Annotated in this window: 17 protein-coding genes; 16 read left to right on the top strand and 1 reads right to left on the bottom strand. The window is 41.4% G+C overall.

Features of this window, described 5'->3' with window-relative positions; all coding sequences use genetic code 11:
• Positions 1-39 precede the first annotated feature (39 nt).
• The 11 genes from KQP79_RS09935 (at position 40) to KQP79_RS09885 (ending at position 13,384) form a co-directional block, all read left to right on the top strand.
• The gene (locus tag KQP79_RS09935; RefSeq protein WP_138343226.1) at positions 40-1,608 is read left to right on the top strand and encodes a glycoside hydrolase family 26 protein; all 1,569 of its coding nucleotides are present in this window, start codon (positions 40-42) and stop codon (positions 1,606-1,608) included.
• Between the two features lie 23 nt (positions 1,609-1,631).
• The gene (locus KQP79_RS09930; RefSeq protein ID WP_264386630.1) at positions 1,632-3,836 is read left to right on the top strand and encodes a beta-glucosidase family protein; all 2,205 of its coding nucleotides are present in this window, start codon (positions 1,632-1,634) and stop codon (positions 3,834-3,836) included.
• Positions 3,837-3,842: 6 nt separating this feature from the next.
• Complete coding sequence (locus KQP79_RS09925; protein WP_004305154.1) at positions 3,843-5,159, top strand: sugar MFS transporter; 1,317 nt, start codon at positions 3,843-3,845, stop codon at positions 5,157-5,159.
• A 17-nt stretch (positions 5,160-5,176) separates the two neighbouring features.
• The gene (nagA, locus tag KQP79_RS09920; RefSeq protein WP_004305156.1) at positions 5,177-6,364 is read left to right on the top strand and encodes an N-acetylglucosamine-6-phosphate deacetylase; all 1,188 of its coding nucleotides are present in this window, start codon (positions 5,177-5,179) and stop codon (positions 6,362-6,364) included.
• Positions 6,345-7,136, top strand: a complete 792-nt coding sequence (locus KQP79_RS09915) for a glucosamine-6-phosphate deaminase (protein ID WP_004305159.1) — start codon at positions 6,345-6,347, stop codon at positions 7,134-7,136. Before nagA ends, KQP79_RS09915 begins: the two co-directional genes overlap by 20 nt.
• 6 nt (positions 7,137-7,142) lie before the next feature.
• Entirely contained in the window at positions 7,143-8,147 is a 1,005-nt protein-coding gene (locus KQP79_RS09910; RefSeq protein WP_008649456.1) for a Gfo/Idh/MocA family protein, read from the top strand.
• Between the two features lie 4 nt (positions 8,148-8,151).
• A complete protein-coding gene (locus KQP79_RS09905) occupies positions 8,152-9,561 on the top strand; it encodes a putative oxidoreductase C-terminal domain-containing protein (RefSeq protein WP_022199330.1) in 1,410 nt (469 codons plus the stop codon).
• Between the two features lie 51 nt (positions 9,562-9,612).
• A complete protein-coding gene (locus tag KQP79_RS09900; protein WP_061447962.1) occupies positions 9,613-10,383 on the top strand; it encodes an FAD:protein FMN transferase in 771 nt (256 codons plus the stop codon).
• Position 10,384: 1 nt separating this feature from the next.
• Positions 10,385-11,710, top strand: a complete 1,326-nt coding sequence (locus KQP79_RS09895) for a Gfo/Idh/MocA family protein (RefSeq protein WP_022199332.1) — start codon at positions 10,385-10,387, stop codon at positions 11,708-11,710.
• 3 nt (positions 11,711-11,713) lie between these two features.
• Entirely contained in the window at positions 11,714-11,953 is a 240-nt protein-coding gene (locus KQP79_RS09890; protein ID WP_004309603.1) for a hypothetical protein, read from the top strand.
• Positions 11,954-12,040: 87 nt separating this feature from the next.
• Entirely contained in the window at positions 12,041-13,384 is a 1,344-nt protein-coding gene (locus KQP79_RS09885) for a Gfo/Idh/MocA family oxidoreductase (protein ID WP_138343227.1), read from the top strand.
• 108 nt (positions 13,385-13,492) lie between these two features.
• Here the strand turns inward: KQP79_RS09885 and KQP79_RS09880 are convergent, their stop codons facing one another.
• Entirely contained in the window at positions 13,493-14,080 is a 588-nt protein-coding gene (locus KQP79_RS09880) for an RNA polymerase sigma-70 factor (protein WP_004309601.1), read from the bottom strand.
• A gap of 303 nt (positions 14,081-14,383) precedes the next feature.
• Here KQP79_RS09880 and KQP79_RS09875 point away from each other — a divergent pair, with 303 nt between their 5' ends.
• The 5 genes from KQP79_RS09875 (at position 14,384) to KQP79_RS09855 (ending at position 23,236) form a co-directional block, all read left to right on the top strand.
• Positions 14,384-17,728, top strand: a complete 3,345-nt coding sequence (locus tag KQP79_RS09875) for a PL29 family lyase N-terminal domain-containing protein (RefSeq protein ID WP_061447961.1) — start codon at positions 14,384-14,386, stop codon at positions 17,726-17,728.
• 30 nt (positions 17,729-17,758) lie between these two features.
• Positions 17,759-20,179 carry a PL29 family lyase N-terminal domain-containing protein gene (locus tag KQP79_RS09870; protein ID WP_225483921.1) on the top strand — a complete coding sequence of 807 codons (2,421 nt, stop codon included), beginning with the start codon at positions 17,759-17,761 and terminating at the stop codon, positions 20,177-20,179.
• A gap of 12 nt (positions 20,180-20,191) precedes the next feature.
• Positions 20,192-21,073 (top strand): PL29 family lyase N-terminal domain-containing protein, encoded by an 882-nt coding sequence (locus KQP79_RS09865; RefSeq protein ID WP_004309598.1) that lies wholly within the window; start codon positions 20,192-20,194, stop codon positions 21,071-21,073.
• A gap of 13 nt (positions 21,074-21,086) precedes the next feature.
• The gene (locus KQP79_RS09860; RefSeq protein WP_004309597.1) at positions 21,087-22,025 is read left to right on the top strand and encodes a glycerophosphodiester phosphodiesterase family protein; all 939 of its coding nucleotides are present in this window, start codon (positions 21,087-21,089) and stop codon (positions 22,023-22,025) included.
• 224 nt (positions 22,026-22,249) lie between these two features.
• Positions 22,250-23,236 (top strand): FecR family protein, encoded by a 987-nt coding sequence (locus KQP79_RS09855; RefSeq protein ID WP_061447960.1) that lies wholly within the window; start codon positions 22,250-22,252, stop codon positions 23,234-23,236.
• The last annotated feature ends 139 nt before the right edge of the window (positions 23,237-23,375 follow it).

Here is a 23,375-nt window from a genome sequence, read left to right as displayed (position 1 = left end):
CAAACAACCAGTAATCAACCTTATAATATACCACTAAATATGAAATTAAAAAATTTATGGTTAATAGCAGTTGCAATACTCATATACGCTTGCAATGCAGAAGAAACGAGATCATGGGAAGTTACTTTTGATCCAAATAAGCCCAAAGATCCAAATGAACAAAGCATTATTAATGTGGCGGCAGGCAAATTCTATAAAATGAATGTTGTAGCCAACAGTGCCTATGCTGATAAAGCCCCTCTCGATCCCTGGACATCCGGCACCAAACTGACGGATGAGGAGACCGGTACCCTCTCGACTAAAAACAGAGGAGTCGGTTGGGATGCACAAACTGTAGAAGTAATAATTGATTTGGGATCATTACGCAATATCACAGAAGTATCAGTACATGCTATTTCCGATCCGACATCACAAATTGTATTCCCTGCTCAAATAGAAGTATCAACCAGCAAGGACAAAAGCCAATGGGAAAAAGCAGCCTCACCAATTACCTATTCCGACAGCAACGGAAAGTCGGACGCTTGGGGAAAAACAGACATTAGTAATGTAGCATGCAGATATGTGAAAGCGACTCTCAAATCTTCAGCTTCCACCAGTACGATGATGCTCATCGACGAAATCAAGGTAATGGGAGAATTTCATAATGACATGAAGTACGTCCCCGAAAAAGGGTGTTATCATGGAGCATTCCCACCATTATACGGATTCGATCCGGAAGACCGCGAAGGAAGTACTGACCAGTGTGCCGTTGCCTTATTTGAAAAATTGGTGGGAAAGCAACTATCTATGATCTTATGGTATCAGAATATGGAACCGGGACGAAATTTCAGCGAAATGCAAACAGTACGTGAGAAATACTGGGGAAAAAACTATCAGGGCAAATACCGATTCTTCCTTTACGGATGGCTGCCCGTCATTCCCACCCAACAAATGGCAAATGGCGAACTCGACGATTTTCACAAATCATACTTCGCCGAAGTAGCTGCCCAAAAAGTACGTGACATGGGACCTATCTGGTTCAGACCAGCCAACGAAATGAATGGAAGCTGGACTCCGTATTACGGAGATCCCACAAACTATGTCAAGGCTTGGAGACGTATGTATAACATTGCAGAACAGTTGGGTGTCACTGCCTACAATGTCTTCGTATGGTCACCCAACAGTGTAAGCATGCCAGGTACAGAAGCAAACGCAATGAAAAACTATTATCCAGGAGATATGTATGTAGATTGGCTGGGAGTAAGCTGTTATCCACCATCGCTTAGTGCTACTTATCCGGAAGATAGAAGATATCCGCTCACGCTGATGCAAGGCATCAAGCAGGTATCGGCAGACAAGCCTATCATGATTAGTGAAGGAGGATACTCCAGTACATGCGACCACCAGAGATGGGTAAGAGAATGGTTTAAGCTGAAGGATGAAGAGCCACGTGTCAAGGTCGTCGTATGGGAGAATCACGAAAATGCAGAGAATGGTGACCGCCGTCTGCAAAGTGACCCTCTGGCACTTGAACTGTACAAGGAACTCGTCCAGGATCCTTACTGGCTTGATCTGATCCCGGATGCTGTGTACAGTGAAATTGAAACAAGAAAAAATAACTCAAAATAATCAAAGACAACAAGTATTCTAGTATGAAAAGACTGACTCCATATAGCTGGCTGATTCTGATTATATTCTCCTCCTGCCTGACTGGTAATAAAGTAGCAAGTACTGATAAACAGATAGAAAGTTTATTATCGCAAATGACTTTGGAAGAGAAAATTGGAATGTTGCACAGTAACACGATGTTTTCAAGTACCGGTGTTCCGAGGCTTGGCATCCCCGACCTGCACTACTCCGACGGACCTCACGGAGTAAGATTTGAGGGAGTAGCCAATGGGTGGGAATCCGCCCGATGGGATAACGACGCATGTAGCTATCTACCTGCATTAAGCGCCTTAGCATCTACTTGGAACCGTGATCTGGCACAGCTATATGGAGAAGTTCTTGGAGCTGAATGTAAAGCACGCGGTAAGCATGTAAGTCTGGCTCCGGGAGTCAACATTCACCGTTCCTTACTCAATGGACGTAATTGGGAATATTTCAGCGAGGATCCTTTCTTCTCCGGTGAACTGGCTGTTCCATATATACAAGGAGTACAGTCACAGGGAGTAGCCTCTTGTGTGAAGCATTTTGCTCTGAATAGCCAGGCATACAACCAGTACAAAGTGAGTGTAGAAGTAGACGAACGCACCTTACACGAAATTTATCTTCCGGCTTTTGAAGCTGCCATACAACGAGGTGGAGCCATGGCAGCCATGGCGGCATATAACAAGGTTCGAGGGTTGTGGTGTACGGAAAGTCCTTATCTTCTTGATACTTTACTTCGTGATGAACTAGGATTTGACGGATTAGTCGTATCAGACTGGAATGCAGTCCATAACACAGAGCGAACAGCTCTGTGTGGTATGGATGTCGAAATGGGAACAAGCATCAAAGAAAATGGGAAATATGCTTTCAATAAATATTATTTAGCCGATCCTTTATTGAAGAAAGTACGTAATGGAGAGATTCCGGAAGAAGCTGTCAACAAAAAAGTACGTAATATTCTGAAATTGATGATTCGACTTGATTTAATAGGACAAGCTCCTTATGACACCACAGGCATGGCAGCCAAACTTGCAATACCTGCCCATACTAAGGCTGCCAGAGAAATAGCGGAGGAATCATTGGTATTATTGAAGAATTCCAAAGATATGCTACCACTAGACCCGGCACAATACAAGAATGTCGCAGTGATTGGCGCAAATGCAACCGAAGTATTTGCAGCAGGAGGTGGCAGTACAAAACTCAAAGCCAAATATGAAGTCACTCCTTTGGAAGGGCTACAAAATCTTTTAGATGGAAAAGCCCGGATCGAATATGCCCCCGGTTATCAATTGAGTAAAAAGGCGTATAAGGTTGGTCATTGGTTCACGAACGAATTTGATAAATTCGATGAAGAGTTATATAAGAAAGCAATCAATACAGCTGCTCAAGCAGAATTGGTAATCTATATAGGTGGAACCTCCCACGAACATGGTTCTGACTGTGAAGGGTATGATAAGCCGAATTTAAAGCTTCCCTACCAACAGGACAGATTATTAAAAGGTATCCTGGAGGTTAATCCCAACACTGTAGTGGTACTAATCTCCGGTGGCCCCGTCGAGATAGGAGAATGGTATAATGATGCTACGGCATTACTGCACGGCAGTTTTCTAGGGATGGAAGGAGGAAATGCACTAGCACGTACATTGTTTGGAGAAGTCAATCCTTCGGGAAAACTGACTACTACCTGGTGTAAGCGTCTGGAAGATATGCCTGATCACGTATTTGGAGAATATCCGGGTATAAACGACACCGTCCGTTTCAAGGAAGGGCTTATGGTCGGCTACCGCTACTTCGATACTTACCGTGTAGTCCCCCAATTTGAATTCGGTTATGGATTATCTTATACCNCTTTTACTTATTCAGACATAAAGATGAAATCTGTATGGAAAGAATCGGACACAGAGTTTGCCGTATCATTCACCATTACTAACACGGGAAAACGATATGGCCAGGAAATTGCACAGTTATATTTGCATCAAAACAAATGTTCTGTAGAACGCCCGTTTAAAGAGTTAAAAGGGTTCACTAAGGTTGGCTTAAAACCGGATGAATCCAAACAAGTCACTATCAAGTTACCACGCCGCGCCTTACAATACTACGATACCGAAAGTAAACGCTGGAAAGACGAACCGGGTATGTTTACAGTATTAATAGGCGCATCGTCACGGGACATCAAATTACAGAAAGATTTCGAACTGAAAAAATAAAAACACATGGGAAACAATAACCTTATAAGCAGCAAAAAGACATACTACATATCAATTGCAATTCTGGCAGGGATGTTCTTTATCTTCGGATTTGTGTCGTGGGTCAATGCCATACTGATTCCATACTTCCGCATATCCTGTGAACTGACACATTTCGAATCCTATTTTGTCGCCTTTGCATTTTACATCGCCTACTTTGTAATGGCTATCCCCTCGGGAGTACTTCTCAAGAAAGTGGGATTCAAGCGAGGTATTATGTATGGTTTTATGCTTACCGCCTTAGGAGCTTTCTTATTTGTTCCGGCAGCATTAGCCCGTCAGTTCGAGATATTTCTGGCCGGTCTGTTTTCCATCGGCACCGGATTAGCCATATTGCAAACTGCCGCTAATCCTTATGTCACTATTATCGGTCCTATTGATAGTGCCGCCAGACGAATCAGTATTATGGGAATATGCAATAAATTCGCAGGTATCGTCTCACCGCTCATATTTGCTGCATTGATATTAAATGTTACCGACAAGGAGCTTTTTGCCACTATAGAATCGGGGACTTTAGACATAGTCACAAAGAACGCTATGCTTGACGAATTAATACAACGCGTCATTGTGCCTTATGCTGTTCTAGGCGTTATTTTACTGCTTACCGGTATCGGTATCCGTTACTCCATTCTGCCTGAAATCAATACAGACGAAGAAAACAGCACGGAAGATACAGGTAGCCACCATCACACCAGAAAAAGTATTTTCGACTTTCCTTACCTTATCTTAGGAGCAGTGGCTATATTTCTTCATGTAGGAACACAGGTTATCGCAATTGATACAATCATCAATTATGCCAATTCGATGGGTATGGACCTGCTTGAAGCTAAAACTTTTCCCTCATATACATTGGCCTGTACTATGATTGGTTACCTCCTAGGAATCCTGTTAATACCCAAATATGTTTCACAAAAAAATGCACTTATAGGTTGTACCATCATCGGATTACTCCTTTCATTCGGAGTTGTATTTGCAGATTTTGAAGTAACTCTGTTCGGTCATCATGCCAATGCCTCCATTTTCTTTCTGAATGCATTGGGTTTCCCAAATGCTTTAATCTACGCAGGTATCTGGCCACTTTCCATTCATGGACTGGGGAAATTCACCAAAACCGGTTCCTCTCTTCTTATCATGGGATTATGTGGCAATGCCATTCTGCCTCTGATATATGGTCATCTGGCAGATATGTATAGTCTGCGTTTCGGTTATTGGGTATTGATTCCCTGTTTTTTATATTTGGTTTTCTTTGCAGTTAAAGGTCATAAAATAGACTCCTGGAAATAAATTAAAAACGAAATAATATGGAAAGACTCATCATAACAAATGGAAAACTCATTCTACCAACAGGCATAAAAATGGGGCAAACATTGATATGCGAAAATGGAAAAATTGAGCAGATTATTCCCAATGGAAGCTATCAGCCGCTCGTCGGTGACAAGGTAATAGACGCCCGTCAGAATTATGTTTCACCAGGATTCATCGACATGCATATCCATGGAGGAGGAGGACATGACTTCATGGATGGTACTATCGAAGCTTTTCTCGGAGTGGCCGAGACACATGCCAAGTATGGTACTACCGCAATGGTTCCCACCACACTTACTAGCACTAACGAGGAGTTAATGACGACGTTTACCGTATATCGGAAAGCCAAAGAAATGAATATCAATGGTTCGCAGTTTATCGGTTTACATTTGGAAGGACCTTACTTTTCACCGAAACAATGTGGTGCGCAAGACCCGAACTTCCTGAAAAAGCCGCAAGCAGAAGAATATAATGCCATTCTGGAAGCCTCAAAAGATATTATCCGTTGGAGCGTAGCTCCAGAGTTGGAGGGTGCTCTAGCACTAGGGCAAACTCTGCAACAACATCATATTCTGCCCTCCATCGCTCATACCGACGCGATTTATGAAGAAGTTGAGAAAGCCTTTACAGCAGGTTATACACATGTGACCCACCTTTATTCGGCCATGTCATCAGTGACCCGCAAAAATGCTTTCCGCTATGCCGGAGTAGTAGAAGCCGCCTACTTGATTGAAGATATGACAGTGGAGATTATTGCCGATGGCATACATCTTCCGAAACCCCTGCTCCAATTCGTATACAAGTTCAAAGGAGTTGATAAAACAGCCCTCTGCACTGATGCCATGAGAGGAGCGGGTATGCCGGACGGTGAATCGATATTAGGTAGCCTCAACAACGGTCAGAAAGTCATTATCGAAGACGGAGTGGCCAAAATGCCGGATCGGAAAGCTTTTGCCGGTAGTGTTGCAACAACCGACCGACTGGTTCGAACCATGATATATTTAGCCGGTGTTCCTCTCATTGACGCCGTCCGTATGATGACCCTGACGCCCGCCCGTATTCTTCATATTGACAAAGAAAAAGGTTCTTTAGAAATCGGTAAGGATGCCGACATAGTCATTTTTGATAATCAAATAAATATAAATAATACAATATTAAAAGGCCATGTTATCTATACTAAATGAAACTAAGACCAAAGTTTTTCAGCAGGAACAATTAACAGTTCGAATTTTCCCGTCCATTCAAGAGATGGGCAGTGTAGCCGCAAAAGAAGTCGGCGACCAAATTTGTCGCTTATTGGAAAGCAAACCGGAAATAAATATGATTTTCGCCGCTGCCCCCTCACAAAATGAGTTTTTGAGTCATCTGATTCATGACAAACGCATCGACTGGACCAGAATAAACGCTTTTCATATGGATGAATACATCGGTATACATCCGGAAGCCCCACAAAGTTTTGGACATTTCCTTAGAATTCGTATCTTTGACAAAGTTCCTTTCAAGAAAGTCAACTATCTGAATGGTCTGGCGGAAAACCTTGAAGAGGAATGTCAGCGATATGCAGACTTGCTGACTAAGCATCCGGTTGACATCGTTTGTTTGGGAATTGGAGAAAATGGGCATATTGCTTTCAATGATCCGGATGTAGCAGACTTTAATGATCCCAAACTTGTGAAAGTAGTTGAACTGGACCCAATATGTCGCCAACAGCAAGTCAATGAAAAATGCTTCAAGACACTAGACTTAGTACCCAAAGAAGCTTTAACACTCACGATACCGGCTTTGCTAAAAGCTGAATGGATGTTTTGTATCGTCCCGTTCAAAAATAAAGCTCAAGCAGTCTATCAGACTGTTTATGGTGAAGTTTCAGAAAAATGTCCGGCCAGCATATTGCGAAGAAAAGAAAATTCTTCGTTATATTTGGACCCGGAAAGTGCAGAAAGAATTAATTTATAAAGGATTATGAAAAACAGAATCTCACTTCTTATACTACTGGCTATCAGCTTCAGTATACACGCACAAAAAGTTATGCGGATCGGAATTATTGGTCTGGACACATCCCATTCCACCGCTTTCACCGAATTGATTAATAGTGGTTCGGATGAGACCTTTTCCAAAGGTTTTAGGGTAGTAGCAGCGTATCCGTACGGTTCAAAGACTATTCAATCCAGTTACGAACGAATCCCCGGATACATTGAAAAGGTCAAAGCAAATGGCGTGGAAATCACCTCATCAATAGCAGATTTACTGGAAAAAGTAGACTGTGTCCTTTTGGAAACCAATGACGGCAGACTACATTTGGAACAAGCCGTCGAGGTATTCAAATCAGGTAAGATATGCTATATTGACAAACCTGTCGGAGCTACTTTAGGAGATGCAATCGCTATTTATGAAATGGCAGAAAAATACAATGCACCTGTTTTTTCCTCTTCTGCTCTTAGATTTACTCCTCAAAACCAGAAATTAAGAAATGGAGAATTTGGCAAAATCCTTGGAGCCGATTGTTATTCTCCTCACAAAGTGGAGCCAACGCATCCGGATTTCGGTTTCTATGGCATTCATGGAGTAGAAACATTATACACAATTATGGGAACAGGATGCGAATCAGTCAACCGGATGTCTTCAGATAGAGGGGATGTAGTAGTAGGACGATGGAAAGATGGTAGAATCGGAACTTTCAGAGCGATTATAAAAGGACCGCAAATTTATGGTGGAACTGCCTATACTTCAAAAGGAGCAGTAGCCGCAGGAGGTTACCAAGGTTATAAAGCGCTTCTTGAACAGATTCTTAAATACTTTCAAACAGGAATCTCTCCTATCTCCAGAGAAGAAACAATTGAAATATTCACTTTCATGAAAGCATCCAATATGAGTAAAGAAGAGAATGGAAGAATTGTCACATTGGAAGAAGCTTACCAAAAAGGATGGAAAGACGCCCGGAAATTAATCAAAACCTATAATAAATAAGAAAATGAAATTTATATATAAAGGAATCGGGCTTATATCAATCTTATTTATAGTTTCTTCATGTTCTTTCTCCAAGAAACAGATTATGAATAAGGCGGAAGCCAATGATTCATGTAAAATAGAAGTAGTGGTTCTCGATCCCGGACATTTCCATGCCAGCCTACTTCAAAAAGAGACATTGACAGATGTCAGTGACACCATCCGGATATATGCCCCCGAAGGAATAGCCGTCAACCAATATCTGGAAAGCATTGATTCTTATAATCAGCGGGCGGAATCTCCTACGACATGGAAAAAACAAGTATATACCGGAGATGATTATCTCCAGAAAATGCTTGCCGATCATAAAGGTAATATAGCAGTATTGGCCGGAAACAATCAGAAAAAGACGCGCTATATCATGGAGTCTATCAAAGCCGGATATCATGTCCTTGCCGATAAGCCACTGGCTATCAATCCACAGGATTTCAAGTTATTGACAGAAGCCTATCAACTCGCCAAAGAAAAGAATCTTCTTTTATACGATCTGATGACGGAACGTTATGATATCCTCAATATCATAGAAAAAGAGCTTTTGCATCAGACGGAATTATTCGGAGATTTACAAAAAGGTTCACCGGACAATCCATCTGTCATAATGGAAAGCGTGCATCATTTTTTCAAGACAGTTTCTGGCAAGCCATTAATTCGCCCGGCATGGTATTATGATGTAGAGCAACAAGGAGAAGGGATTGCAGATGTTACAACACATCTGATCGATCTTATCAACTGGCAATGTTTTCCTGATAAAACGATTCATTATCAATCGGATGTCACCGTGAATGCCGCCAAACACTGGGCAACTCCAATTACATTAGCAGAGTTCAGTCAATCGACACAAGTCGATTCTTTTCCCGCTTATCTTAATCGATACATAAAAAACGATGTATTGGAAGTGATGGCAAACGGAAGTCTCAACTATACCGTTAAAGGGATTTGTATAGGAATAAAAGTCACATGGCATTATACTCCACCCACTAACGGAGGAGATACATTTACTTCCATAAAGAAAGGAAGTAAAGCCACTTTAAAAATCGTTCAGGATGAAAAAAATGGATTTGTAAAAGAGCTATATATACAGAAAGAACCGGACATTGACAATAGGACATTTGAAGCTCAATTGCAAAAAACAGTGGAACAGCTTCAAATAACTTATCCGTTCTTATCTGTCAAAAACAAAAAGAATGGAACTTATCTGATTGACATACCACAGGAAAAACGATTAGGACACGAAGAACATTTCAGCAAAGTGGCAAAGGCTTTCCTGCATTATGTACACAATCAGGATATGCCGGAATGGGAAAATGAAAATACACTAGCTAAATATTACATTACTACTACTGCTGTAGAAATGGCAAAGAAAGGAAACAAATAAACAAAACAATAGGTGTTAGAAACAAGATGCAAATATTATGAAAATGAAGCCATGTTTCATGGCTTCATTCCTCATATCATGGGGACCCGATTCGATATCCTGCTCATTCATTCCGATATCGACCGATTGAATACACTTTGGGCAGATATCGCCTATGAGCTGGAGCGATTGGATAAAATATTAAATCGTTTTGATCCTCATAGTGAAGTTTCCAAGATTAATAATCATGCTTCTCAAAGCAAGATTCAAATCAGTAAAGAGATGAAATCAATCTTACAGCTTTGCTCATACTATTATGAGACCACTTCACACTTATTCGACATTACATTAAAAGATTTCTCCCAAATACAACTTCATGAACATTCATATATCTCCTTTACATCTCCTGATATTTCACTTGATTTTGGAGGTTTTGCCAAAGGATATGCTTTGAAGAAAATAAGAAAATTCATTGAACAGGAGAATATTAGTGATGCATTTGCTAATTTTGGAAACAGTTCGATCCTGGGTATAGGACATCATCCTTATGGAGATTGTTGGAAAGTCAGTTTTCTGAACCCGTACAATCAGTCTCTTCTAAAAGAATTCGATCTGCAGGATACAACATTATCCACTTCCGGTAATACGTTACAATATACCGGACACATTATGAATCCGCTTACAGGCATATTTAATGAACAACGAAAAGCAAGTTCTATCCTGTCCCCCGACCCGTTGGAAGCCGAAGTTCTTAGTACGGTCTGGATGATTGCCAATGAACAGGAACAAAAAAAGATTTCAGAAAAGTTCAATAATATACAAGCAACCCTATACAATTTATGATATGAAAGAACATAAAGAAAAAGGAGTAGACTTAGGACTCAGACAATTCATCAAAAGCCTAGGATACGTTGCCGGAGGAACCGCATTATTGGCGACCACTCCTTGGCTGACTTCCTGTACTCCGGAGAAACTACAAGAGATCAAGCATGAGAAAGCACGAATAGCTTTGATTGGTACCGGGTCCAGAGGACAATACCACATCCATAACCTCAAAGAAATACCTCATGCACAAATTGTTGCCGTATGTGATAATTATGCCCCCAATCTTCAACAAGCATTGGAACTTTGTCCGGATGCAAAGCCATATACGGATTACCGCAAACTACTGGAATTGAAAGACATCGATGGAGTCATCATATCCACACCACTAAACTGGCATGCACCTATTGTATTGGACGCATTAGCTGCCGGCAAACATGTCTTTTGCGAGAAAGCAATGGCACGTACCCTTGACGAGTGCAAAGCTATCTATGACACTTACAACCAGTCAGACAAGGTTCTCTATTTTTGTATGCAGCGAATGTATGACGAGAAGTACATCAAGGGAATGCAGATGATCCATTCCGGTCTCATCGGAGATGTGGTAGGTCTTCGCTGTCACTGGTTCCGTAATGCAGACTGGCGTCGTCCGGTTCCTTCACCAGAGCTGGAACGCAAGATTAACTGGAGATTATACAAAGAGAGCTCCGGAGGATTAATGACGGAATTAGCATGCCATCAGTTGGAAGTTTGTAACTGGGCAGCCAAAAAAATGCCAGAATCCATTGTGGGAATGGGTGACATTGTATACTGGAAAGACGGACGAGAAGTTTATGATAGCGTCAATGTCACTTACAGATACTCGGATGGAGTTAAGATCGCATACGAATCAATGATTTCCAATAAGTTCAACGGAATGGAAGACCAAATTCTGGGAAGTAAAGGAACCGTGGAAATGGCAAAAGGTATTTATTATTTGGAAGAAGATCATTCAACTTCGGGTATCCGGCAACTGATTGACCAGGTAAAAGACAAGGTCTTTGCCGCCATCCCGACAGCAGGTCCTAGTTGGAGACCAGAAACAAAAATGGAGTACACACCACACTTTATCATTGATGGAGATATCCACGTAAACAGTGGATTGAGTATGATCGGAGCAGACAAAGACGGTTCGGACATTATCCTGTCTTCTTTCTGCCAGTCATGTATCACCGGAGAGAAAGCACAGAATATAGTTGAAGAAGCATATTGTTCAACGGTTCTTTGTTTACTTGGAAATCAGGCCATGGAAGAACAACGCCACATATTCTTTCCTGACGAATATAAAATACCTTATATGAAATTCTAAACCATGAAAGATATTATCATCACATCCCAAAAGCTGAAACGAGAAAGAAATATCTATCTTCTAAGTTTCATACTTGCGTTTATCGTCAATGTTATTGCAATCATTGTCTATTCCCGACCATGGATCGAAGTAATTTCTCAAATCGGATATGTGATTGTCATCAGCATTTTCATTTATTTCATCCTATGGATTCCCCGGGGAATTCTTAGCGTCCTGATCCGTCTTTTCCGAAGAAAAAAATAAGAAATTTACGTTTTTTGAGGGAGAATTGGCGGAAATACTCATTCACATATCCTAATAACAACCTAATTTTGGAGAAAAATAGATACTATGACAACAAGAAGAGATTTCATCAAAAAAACAGTAGCAGGTACAGCTGCACTTTCTTTAGGAAGCATACTTCCAGGGTTTGGTTCCAGCCGATATCAAGATATTCTGGGAGCTAATGAGAAAATACGTATCGGAGTTATTGGCGTAAATTCCAGAGGCAGTGCTCTCGCGCAAGGATTTGCCAAACAACCCGATTGTGAAGTAACTTACATTTGCGATGTAGACTCAAGAGCACTTGAAAAATGCCAGGCTGCGATTCACAAACTGACCGGACGGACTCCTAAAGGAGAAAAAGACATACGCAGAATGTTAGAATCCAATGAGTTTGAGGCAGTAGTAATCGCCACTCCGGACCATTGGCATGCTAAAGCAGCCATTATGGCTATGCAAGCCGGCAAACACGTTTATCTGGAAAAACCAACTAGCCACAATCCGGCAGAAAATGAAATGTTGGTTAGAGCCACTTTAAAATACAATCGAATCGTTCAGGTTGGCAATCAACGCAGATCATTCCCGAATGTAATCAAAGCGATGGAGGAAATCAAGTCCGGCACCATCGGAAAAGTGAGATATGCCAAATCATGGTATGTCAACAACCGTCCTTCTATCGGAACAGGTAAAGTCATTCCCGTACCGGATTATCTGGACTGGGATTTGTGGCAAGGCCCTGCCCCTCGTGTACCCGATTTCAAGGATAACTTCATTCATTACAACTGGCACTGGTTCTGGAACTGGGGAACTGGAGAAGCTTTAAATAACGGTACTCACTTTGTCGACATGCTTCGCTGGGGACTAGGTGTGGATTATCCAACCAAAGTAGATTCAATCGGAGGACGTTATCGTTTTCAGGATGATTGGCAGACGCCGGATACACAGCTTATCACTTTCCAGTTTGGCGACGAAGCATCTTTCTCCTGGGAGGGACGTAGTTGCAATACGATGCCGGTAGACGGATATGGAGTCGGTACTGCATTCTATGGAGATACGGGCACTCTTTTTATTGGTGGTGGTAACGAATATAAGATAGCAGATATCAAAGGCAAAACGATCAAGGAGGTAAAGAGTGATTTGAAGTTTGAAACCGGAAATCTCCTGAATCCTTCAGAAAAGCTGGACTCTTTCCACTTCCGGAACTGGTTTGATGCTATCCGCAAAGGTACTAAGTTAAACTCCGGAATTGTAGATGCCTGTATCAGTACCCAGCTAGTACAATTGGGTAATATCGCTCAGCGCGTCGGTCATTCATTACAAATCGATCCGGGAAGCGGCCGTATTCTCAACGATTTGGAGGCTAATAAGCTCTGGGGAAGAGAGTATGAAAAAGGATGGGAAATACGAGTTTAATTCAGCTTATTCCTCTCACTTTTAATAAGTTATTTAGAGATATGGTGTTCAAATACCATATCTCTTTCTGTTATACAAGTAGCCCCCCTGCAGTCGCTACAGCCTCATTCAAAGGAACCACCCCACAAAAAGAGCAAAGAAACTCCCCAACTGTTCTTTAAAAGTGCGAAGAGCCAATTCTATATGCTTCTCAACGGTACGAATAGAAATACCGAGTTTATCAGCAATCTCTTGGTTAGTCAGGGATTTGAAACGGCTAAGACAAAACACACTCCTACGTTTAGGCGGCATCGTATCAATCACACTTTGTACTGCTTCACGCAATTCACGATAGTCTGTAGTTGGCTCATCCGTACTTGAAGATTGCTCCAATGTCATCATGTCTTCCGTTAACACAACATGGGTATTGTATTTGGCCCGAAGATAATTGAAAACCTCCCGTTTGGAAAGTACATAAATATAGTTCTTGATTGACATCGTTTCATCCAAAGCTTCACGATGTATCCAGATCTTCATAAATACATTCTGGATAATATCTTCTGCTGCCCCTGCATCCTTCAGCATACCTCTGGCAAAAGCAAAAAAGGTGGGATAATAACGATGAAAAAGGGTCTCATAGCTCCCCATATCCCCTTCTCTCAACTGCCGTAACAACAGTTGTTCTTCAGTAACAGAAGATAAATCAGTTTTATTCATCGTTTATTCCGAAAAAGATTTCTAGGCAACAAAGCTATAAATAATATAGAAGATATACCAAACCCTATTTAAAATCACATCATATTGTAATATGTAAGGGAGGAGTAAACAGGAAATAGTATGCTTCTGATGACAAAACTATGAAATTAATATGAAAAATTCAAGTCTTATTGAAAATAGTGATGATTAAAAAAAAAAAGTTCAAATCCGATTACGTACCCCCTCCAAGTGATGTGTTCTTCATTATAGAAACGAGTTATAAATAGCGCGCTATTAACCATTGAATCAAATTATTTAAAAAACATGAGAAATTTTCTACTTTTATTCTTGCTACTCATGCCTGTGATTGGCAGTTGCACCGATGACTATGATGACTCGGCTGCCTGGAAGGACATTGATGGAATCTACAAAGATCTCGATCAACTGAAAGAGAAGCTAAACAGTTTGCAACTACAAGCGAATGCGTTGAGCCAAATTGTGAAAGGAGGAGCAATCACCTCTGTCACAGAAGCTGCTAATGGCGGTTATGTCATTTCTTATAAAGGAAGTGACAATGTAGAGCATAGCTTCACCATCGCTACCACCGATCAAATGGTTTCCAGTCCGATTATCGGAATACAAGAAGAAGCCGGAACTTATTACTGGACTACTACCACCAAAGGACAAACAACTTTCCTGTTGGATACCAACAAACAAAAAATCCCAGTATCGGGTAGCGCTCCTCAAATACGAGTGGATGAGAATGGATATTGGGTTATCAATGACCAGCAGATTCTCGACAGTAACCAAAAGCCGATTAAGGCCGAAGGTAAAACGGCTTCACTGATTACTAAAGTGGAAATGAACGATAACGGAACTGCCTCAATAACACTAGGCAACGGAGAAATTCTATCGGTCAGTACCTTTACGCTATTTAATGTAGAATTTAAAAATGCAGGTCAACCTGCCATTTCTCCTATTATTATAGAGGAAGGAACGAAAAGCCTTACCTTAAATTATAATATTATCGGGAAAAAGGCAGCACAAACACTGGTGCTCATCACACGTAGCGACGATGGAGTAGAAGTCAAGTTGAATAGCAGCAATAAAACACTGGCTGTTACCTTTACCGATGATTTTGAAGAGGGAGTAACCATGATTATGCTCTATGATACTGAAGATAATGTATTAATCAAGCCGGTACGCTTTACTCTACCAATCGTCGAAAACGGAGGCATTGCTACTGCAACAGACTTTAAAGCATTTATAGATGCGGTCACGAATGGAGGTAGTTTACGTAAATTCAAAGACACAGAAGGAAACGTAATCCTACTGAATGATATCGATATGAAAGATATTACACTGACGAGCGGTGTAGGAAGTAAAGTTACAAGTAATACTACCAGTGCTAATACAAAAGTAGTTTATACAATCGGCGAGCAAACCTTCAACGGGGTATTTGACGGTAAAGGACATTCAATTAACAACCTAACTTGTACGTATAATCTTGAAGACGGCAATATCGCCCACGGATTATTTAATTCACTCGGCAGTTCGGGAATTATCAGAAATTTAGTGGTTTCCGGTAATGCCACCATTACAGGTAAAGCTCCGCAAGGGGCAGCTATTGGCGGATTGGTAGGCTATTGTGAAGGAAGCATACTGGCATGCACCAATAAAATAAACTTATCCTTTGAAGGAACAAACGCCGCTAATATCGGTGTTCGAATGGGAGGTTTGGCTGGTGTACTGTATGGAAATAAAATAGGCGACACAACACAAACAAATGGCTGTATAAATGAAGGCAACCTGACTTGCGGCAATATTGTCAACACGGGCTCCGGGGCCTATTCCGCTTTCAACCAAGGAGGAATTGCGGGATATATAGAAATTGATGAAGCCTATATCGGATATGCAATCAACAAAGGAAATATCAGTGCACCTTCCGGACGTGGCGGAGGAATCGTAGGAACTTTACAGGAAGGAACGATTGAAAACAGCACTAACGAAGGACTTATTCAGGATGACGTGAACGATGTATTTGCCTCAAACTCCAAACGATATAATGTGAAACGTATCGGAGGACTTGCAGGGGGAATCAACACAGATAAATACCTCAAGAATTGTATTAACAACGGAAACGTCTACTCTCAAAATGGAAGTCGTGCAGGCGGATTCGTCGGACACAACGCCGGATTTGTTCAATCATGTACAAACAACGGAATCATTCTGTCGGATGCAACCGCAGACGGAGCCAACAAACATGGAGCCGGATGGGCTTGTGGCTATAGCGGTACAAAAACTGGCACAGACTATATCACAGACTGCCACATCGGAGGCAAAATCGGAGATTACAGTGTTTACAAGAACAATCCGGAAGATGCTCCGGTTGCCACTTACAGCAATGCCGTCCGCCACGGAGCTTTCTCCAAAGAAGCTAATAACTTCTCTAATCAGGATGAAGCATACTATGACTGGCAGGTGACCGAAGACCGCGAATTGGCATCGGGTATCGTATACAAACACTATTCTTTCACCAATTTCAATCAGAATATCTATGCTATCGAGATTGATATGAACAATCCGAAAGTGACGTTCGAAACAGTCATGGCAGATGAGATCTGCCCGAATCCTAATGGTAACAACAACTCTAATAATGGTAAAATTCTTCGCGAAACATTGTCAGAGACTTGTGTCAGACGAAGAGGAGAAGGAAGAAATATCGTCGTAGGTATCAATACCGGCTTTTTCAATTCTCACGACGGCTTCCCCAGAGGAATGCATATTGAAGAAGGAGAACCTGTATTCGTCAATAATCCGTATGTGCGTTCCACTTTGACCAATCATGTCTGGGGATTCACCTTCTTTGATAACCGTTCCATCAGTTTCGAAAAGAGAGACTTTACTGGTAAATTGAAAGTCGGAACCAAAGAATATGAATATTATTCAGTCAATGACACCATTGTCCGCTTGAATGGCAAGCCATCATACGATGCAAATTTATATACTTTCAGATATGTGAAAGAGCCTCATCCGGGGTTGACCAACCCAATAGGAACCAAAGCTTTGTTTATCATAGGCAAAAATAACCAACCATTGAAGGTTAATTCCGGTGATTTTGAAGCTACAATTACCCAAATCATTGACGGGCGAAGCACTACTGTAGAAGCTCCATACGTAATAGATAAAAATGAATGGGTATTGCAAGTGACAGGTGACAAAGCCAATGAACTGGCTCAAAGTCTGAAAACAGGAGATAAAGTACAAATTAGTGCCGAACTTAAAATAGGTAGTTCTACCGATCCGATTAAAGTACATAATTCCAGCATGTATCGCTACGTATACAATGGTATATACTCCGCTCCTCCCAAGAAAGAAGATGCAGAGACAATCAACCCGACTACTAATCTTGGAATGACACAAGATAAATCGAAGGTAATTATATTCTGTGTAGACGGAAGAACAGATAACGACAGAGGACTTGATTTTTATGAAGCTTATCGTGTCTGCAAAAAGTTGGGGTTATATGATGTAATCCGTTTCGATGGAGGAGGTTCTACGGTAATGTGGACCTATGAAAATGGTATCGGAAATGTAATCAATCATGTGTCGGATGCGAATGGTGAAAGAAGCTGCATGAACTATCTGCATGTCAGAGTACTTGAATAATGAATCAAACGAATGTTAATCACTGAATATATGAAAAAGTTTATAAGTATATCATTATTTATATCTGCCTGCTTTCTAGGAAGTTGTAGTTCTTACGACGACGAACGAATTTGGCAGGACCTCAACGAAATAGAAAAAACGATTGGAGATTATGAAGCTCAAACCGAAACATTGACTGCACAAATGGCCTCACTGTCCAAAGTGCTCGGAAGTTCGTTTATCACTTTAATCAGTCAGGATGCTGATGGTAACTACATAATATCTTACAGCGACGGTGGTGGGGAAACCCACACCGTTACCATCGCCACCCAAGGAGATGTTATCAAATTCCCAATCATCACAGCAAAGCAAGATAGTGACGGTAAATTCTACTGGGCACAGACTACTGATAAGGGGAAGACTTACACATTCATCCTTGACGGTGACGGAAAGAAATTCCCGATTGGCGGAACGATGCCTGACGTTAAAATAAACGAGAATGGTTACTGGAGTGTGAACGGTAGTAGTACCGGTGTATTGGCTAATGATTTAAGTAATATGTTATTCAAATCAGCCTATATCGATGATAAAACAGGAGAAGCCGTATTTATTCTGGCAGACGGCCAGGAATTGCGGATGAGTTTGCAGGAAGCACTCAGCATCCGCTTCAACAGTCCGGTATACAACGCAGTAACAGACTATACCACTCCCGTAAGTATCCCATACGAAATATATGGTACACAGTCGGAAAATGCATATGTAGACTTGTTTACTGCCTACAATATGGAAGTCAAAATAGACAAGATCTCTTCCACCCTTATCGCCACCATGAAAGAAGGGGCAACTGAAGGGAATATCCTGTTACTGGCAAGTGCTGGTAATAATACCGTATTGAAACCGATATACTTCACATATGGTACTGCTATTCTGGACGAACCAATATATCAAGGTCATGTAGGACCTATCCAACTTAAAGGTACACAAATGAATATTGAGATGCAAATATCTGCGAACATATCCTATCAAGTCAATACAGAAAATGAGTGGATCACCTACAACGGGACCCGCGCACTGGTTACAACCACACACGCTTTCACCATTCTGGCCAATGAAACAGGCGACGAACGTACCGGAAAAATAACATTCTCCAACTCGCTGTATAATATTTCTTCAAGCATTGATGTGATACAGGAAGCAAAAGAAGTGGAAGCTAAGGGAGGAATCAGTACGGCCACTGATTTGGTTAACTTTGCGAAAGCCGTTAATAATGGAACAAATACTTCCCGTTGGCAGAATGATGCCGGAGAAGTAGTTTTGCTGAATGACATTGATATGTCATCCGTGACCAGCTGGACACCGATAGGCGACATAGATGCTTCCAACTATACAACTGCCGAACCTTACGTTTCCGTACATCCGTTTACCGGAACCTTCAACGGACAAGGTTACGCCATCAAGAATCTGAATTGCAGTGCAGATATAACGAACGGAGGGCTGGCATACGGCCTGTTCGGTTCAATAGAAAACGCAACGGTCAAGAATTTGGCTTTAGGAGATGCTGGTACCACTACTATTTGGATCATGAGCGGAACAGCACCTAAATATACTGTTATCGCTCCTCTTGTTTGCTTCGCCAAAAATTCAGTAATAGAGGGCTGTACTAACTATTATAATATCGACTTCACAGCCGATAATAAATCTGGAGAATTTAACGCACTTTCCGGTCTGGTAGGTGCTATTATAAATACGACGATCGGAGGAGAATCCAAAGCACAAGGTTGTGCCAACAGAGGATTTGTCCGCACAGGACACATCAGTAATACAGGCAATGGAGGTACGGGCATGCAGACTGCCGGAATCTGCGCCTTCATGGCTAAAGCAGAAGGTGGCAAACTGAATTACTGTACTAACTATGGTGATATTAGTTGTCCGAGTGGAAGAACAGGCGGAATTGTAGCAACACTGATGTATGGCAACATTTACAACTGCGACAATAGAGGAACCATCGAAGATGATAAGGTAGGACAATTCGAAGGTAAAGAAGCGAGCATAACCTACAATTACAAACGTATGGGTGGAATTGTGGGAGGTACGGATGACCTGAAAACGAAACCAGAATGTACAGTAGAGTCCTGCACAAATTATGGAAATGTCATGACTCACCTAAGTGTCCGCACCGGAGGTATCATCGGTCACTCCAACATACAGATTATCGGCTGTGTAAACAAAGGGGCTGTTCTGGGAGATGTATTTACCGAAGGAAATGGAACCAACAGACATGGTCCGGGGTGGTTATGTGGTTATTCGGGTGCTTCTACTGCAACCTGGACTAATTGCAAAGCTTGTGTATGCGGAGGTTATGTCGGTGATTACAGCAAGTATAAGGACGATCCCACTTCTGCACCGGATGCCACCAACGAGAATGCATTCTGCCATGCAAACCAGAATTTCGATCCCAGTATTAATTTCTAAAAGACACAAGATATGAAAAGAATATATTTTTTCTGTTCGTTGCTTCTTTCCCTCCTGCTAACCAGTTGTGGGGATTATGACGACTCCGCGATTCAGAATAAGCTCAATGATTTCAAAGAGCGAATAACTGCTCTTCAAACAAAAGCGAATAAACTCAACGAAGATATTTCAAAGCTGAGCTATCTGACGGAAGGAAATGTTATCACCTCCGTTACCCGGAACTCGGATGGACAATATGTCATTACCTACAAAGATAGCAATAATGAAGAAAAAGCAGTCGTCGTAGCAACCCAGGAAGATGTAATAGAAGCTCCGATACTAGGTGTACGCCTCAGCGATGATGACCAATTGTATTATTGGACTACAACCATTGACAATGAAACAAACTGGCTCACTGATGATGCCGGGAAAAAAGTCCCAGTCTGCGGCTATACCCCCGAAATGGGGGTAAACGCCGACGGTTACTGGACAGTCAACGGTGAAGTCCTTAAAGATAGCAAAGGCACTCCTATTACAGCTACCACCGACGCGACTGCCATTTTTAAGAATATATCCAAAACTGACGATGGATATCTCAATATCACATTGGGTAACGGAGAAACCCTTACATTGGAAGTATTCAATTCACTGAATCTCAAGTTGAAAGCTGAAGCGGTTACCAAGGTGACTGACCTTGCCAGTCCTCTGAAAATTGAATATGAAGTGACGGGAACATCAGCAGGAGACGCGATAATTACTATTGCTCAGGCAGTAAACGTTAAAGCAACACTCGACAAAGAGACTCATACTCTTACAGTGACATTCGAGAATGATTTTGACGAAGGCCATGTCATCATCACAGCCTACGATCTTCAACATCTTGTGCTTCGCCCTCTTTTATTCAAAAAGAATTAATCCTTAAAATGATATGAATATGAAAAAAAGAATTTTATTCGCCGGACTTCTGCTCTTGCTGACTCTAAGCACTTTTGCAGCCACTCCTGTCACTTCGGGCAAGACAAATGCGCAAAAGATAGTAGAAGCCATCCACAACCCGAAAACAGACTATGTAGTAGTAGTGTCTCACCGGGGAGACTGGAGAGATTACCCGGAAAACTCGATCCCCGCCATTGAATCAATTATCCGAATGGGAGTTGATGTTATGGAACTGGATCTGAAGCTAACAGCCGACAGTGTACTTGTCCTCTGCCACGACGGTACCATTGACCGGACTACTACAGGAAAAGGCAGAGTCAGCGACGTAACTTACGATTATATCAAAAACTGTTTCCTGAAAACTGGACATAACTGCCCTACCAAATACAAGATGCCGACTTTAAAAGAAGCATTGGCTGTTTGCAAAGACCGTATAGTGGTTAATATAGACCAAGGGTATCAATATTATGATTTAGTGATGGCTATTACAGAAGAACTGGGAGTCACAGAACAAATCCTGATTAAAGGCAAAAAACCGGTAGATTTTGTAGATGCACAGGCAAAGAAGTATAAGCACGCTATGATGTACATGCCCATTATTGATATTAACAAACCAAGCGGACAGGAATTATTCCGCCAATATATGGACAAAAAAATCGTCCCTTTGGCTTATGAAGTATGCTGGCAACAAGAAACTCCGGAAGTAAGAAAATGTATGAAGGATATCCTTGCCCAAGGTTCCAAAATCTGGGTAAACACCCTTTGGGCCTCGCTCTGCGGAGGTGAAGAAGCTGGTATATACGATGACTACGCTTTTGAACACGGGGCAGAAGTTTACCAAAAGGTGCTAGATTTCGGTACATCCATCATACAAACGGACCGACCAGAGTTATTAATCAGCTACCTGAAGAAAATCGGACGCCACGATTAGCCTCTCGAAGTTATTACTCTATTTATCAGATAAAGAAACATGAGAAATTTTATATTGCTCCTTCTGACTTCACTATATTAAATAAAAACAAGTGCTTATGAATATGAGATCAGATTAAGAATACGAATCTATCCCCAATAGAATATCTTATTCAGAAATAATCAACATAATATACTCACAGATAAAGAAAAAAAATGCATTTTTGTACTTTAAACAAATACGCTATGAAGATAACTAACGACATATTAAAAGATTATTTCTACGATAAGTGTTCTCACGAGGAAGAAATAGAAATCCAAAAGTGGTTGACAGAAAATGACAATAACCTGATGGACCAGAGTTTCCGTGAGATTATCTCTGAAATTCAAATAGAGGACCATGAGTTATCTCAAAAAGCCTTTCAGAAATTTCAAAAAGCTATTCAACCCAAACAGGTTCGCATACTACGCCCAAGGCTTCAGCACTCAATCCGCTGGATGCAGCGTGTAGCAGCCGTCCTTTTTATACCACTTTTGTTTTTAGCCGGATATTTACTTCTTAACAAGAAGGCAAATACACACTGGAATGATATCACCGTACCACACGGTATGCATCAAACACTCACTCTTTCGGATGGAACGAAGCTCCACGTCAATTCAGGCACGCGGGTTATTTATCCTTCCGACTTCACAGAAGATAAAAGAGAAATCTTTGTCAGTGGAGAGCTCTTTGCCGATGTGGCAAAGGACCCGGACAAGCCTTTTATCATTTCTGCCGGTGACGTCCATGTGCAGGTACTGGGTACAAAGTTCAATCTCCGTGCCTACGAGAATATTGAGACGGTAGAAGTCGCACTCGTAGAAGGTTCGGTACTGTTCAAAACTCCGACTCATCCTAATGAGATTCTGAAAAAAGGAGAAATGATCCAGTACAACCGTGCCTCACAGAAAATTGTTCGTGAAACATTCCTTGCCAATCTGTACAAGTGTCCGTCAAAAAGCGAAGGATTCTATTTCAGTAATCTTCCCCTTAGTGATATTGTGAAGGAACTGGAATATTATTTCGATACCAGAATCATCATATTAGATCAAAAGTTAAGCGACAACACGTACATTGCTTATTTCACTAACGGGGAAACTCTTGACGAGATTTTATCCAATCTCAATACAGACGGACAAATGTCCATAACCCGGAGTCAGGAAGTAATCATGATTACTTCTGCAACTCCATAAATTTAGCAGTAGTATAACCTGATATGAAGCAAACTAATATTTATAAAAAAGGCACTTATATACGACCCGACACTAGTGGGTTAGGTCATAACAAATAGTTATAGCTCGTAGAAATACGGGCTTTTTTATTAACTAAAAA

Source organism: Bacteroides sp. DH3716P (assembly GCF_025914115.1).
Taxonomy (GTDB): Bacteria; Bacteroidota; Bacteroidia; order Bacteroidales; family Bacteroidaceae; genus Bacteroides; species Bacteroides ovatus.
This window is presented reverse-complemented; position numbering and strand designations above follow the sequence as displayed.

Excerpts from the sequence above, each read along its gene's own strand:
- KQP79_RS09905 (WP_022199330.1), top strand. The coding sequence starts at position 8,152 with ATGAAATTTATATATAAAGGAATCGGGCTTATATCAATCTTATTTATA.
- KQP79_RS09910 (WP_008649456.1), top strand. The coding sequence starts at position 7,143 with ATGAAAAACAGAATCTCACTTCTTATACTACTGGCTATCAGCTTCAGT.
- KQP79_RS09925 (WP_004305154.1), top strand. The coding sequence starts at position 3,843 with ATGGGAAACAATAACCTTATAAGCAGCAAAAAGACATACTACATATCA.
- KQP79_RS09890 (WP_004309603.1), top strand. The coding sequence starts at position 11,714 with ATGAAAGATATTATCATCACATCCCAAAAGCTGAAACGAGAAAGAAAT.
- KQP79_RS09915 (WP_004305159.1), top strand. The coding sequence starts at position 6,345 with ATGTTATCTATACTAAATGAAACTAAGACCAAAGTTTTTCAGCAGGAA.
- nagA (WP_004305156.1), top strand. The coding sequence starts at position 5,177 with ATGGAAAGACTCATCATAACAAATGGAAAACTCATTCTACCAACAGGC.
- KQP79_RS09885 (WP_138343227.1), top strand. The coding sequence starts at position 12,041 with ATGACAACAAGAAGAGATTTCATCAAAAAAACAGTAGCAGGTACAGCT.
- KQP79_RS09870 (WP_225483921.1), top strand. The coding sequence starts at position 17,759 with ATGAAAAAGTTTATAAGTATATCATTATTTATATCTGCCTGCTTTCTA.
- KQP79_RS09860 (WP_004309597.1), top strand. The coding sequence starts at position 21,087 with ATGAATATGAAAAAAAGAATTTTATTCGCCGGACTTCTGCTCTTGCTG.
- KQP79_RS09895 (WP_022199332.1), top strand. The coding sequence starts at position 10,385 with ATGAAAGAACATAAAGAAAAAGGAGTAGACTTAGGACTCAGACAATTC.
- KQP79_RS09880 (WP_004309601.1), bottom strand. The coding sequence starts at position 14,080 with ATGAATAAAACTGATTTATCTTCTGTTACTGAAGAACAACTGTTGTTA.
- KQP79_RS09935 (WP_138343226.1), top strand. The coding sequence starts at position 40 with ATGAAATTAAAAAATTTATGGTTAATAGCAGTTGCAATACTCATATAC.
- KQP79_RS09875 (WP_061447961.1), top strand. The coding sequence starts at position 14,384 with ATGAGAAATTTTCTACTTTTATTCTTGCTACTCATGCCTGTGATTGGC.
- KQP79_RS09855 (WP_061447960.1), top strand. The coding sequence starts at position 22,250 with ATGAAGATAACTAACGACATATTAAAAGATTATTTCTACGATAAGTGT.
- KQP79_RS09900 (WP_061447962.1), top strand. The coding sequence starts at position 9,613 with ATGTTTCATGGCTTCATTCCTCATATCATGGGGACCCGATTCGATATC.
- KQP79_RS09865 (WP_004309598.1), top strand. The coding sequence starts at position 20,192 with ATGAAAAGAATATATTTTTTCTGTTCGTTGCTTCTTTCCCTCCTGCTA.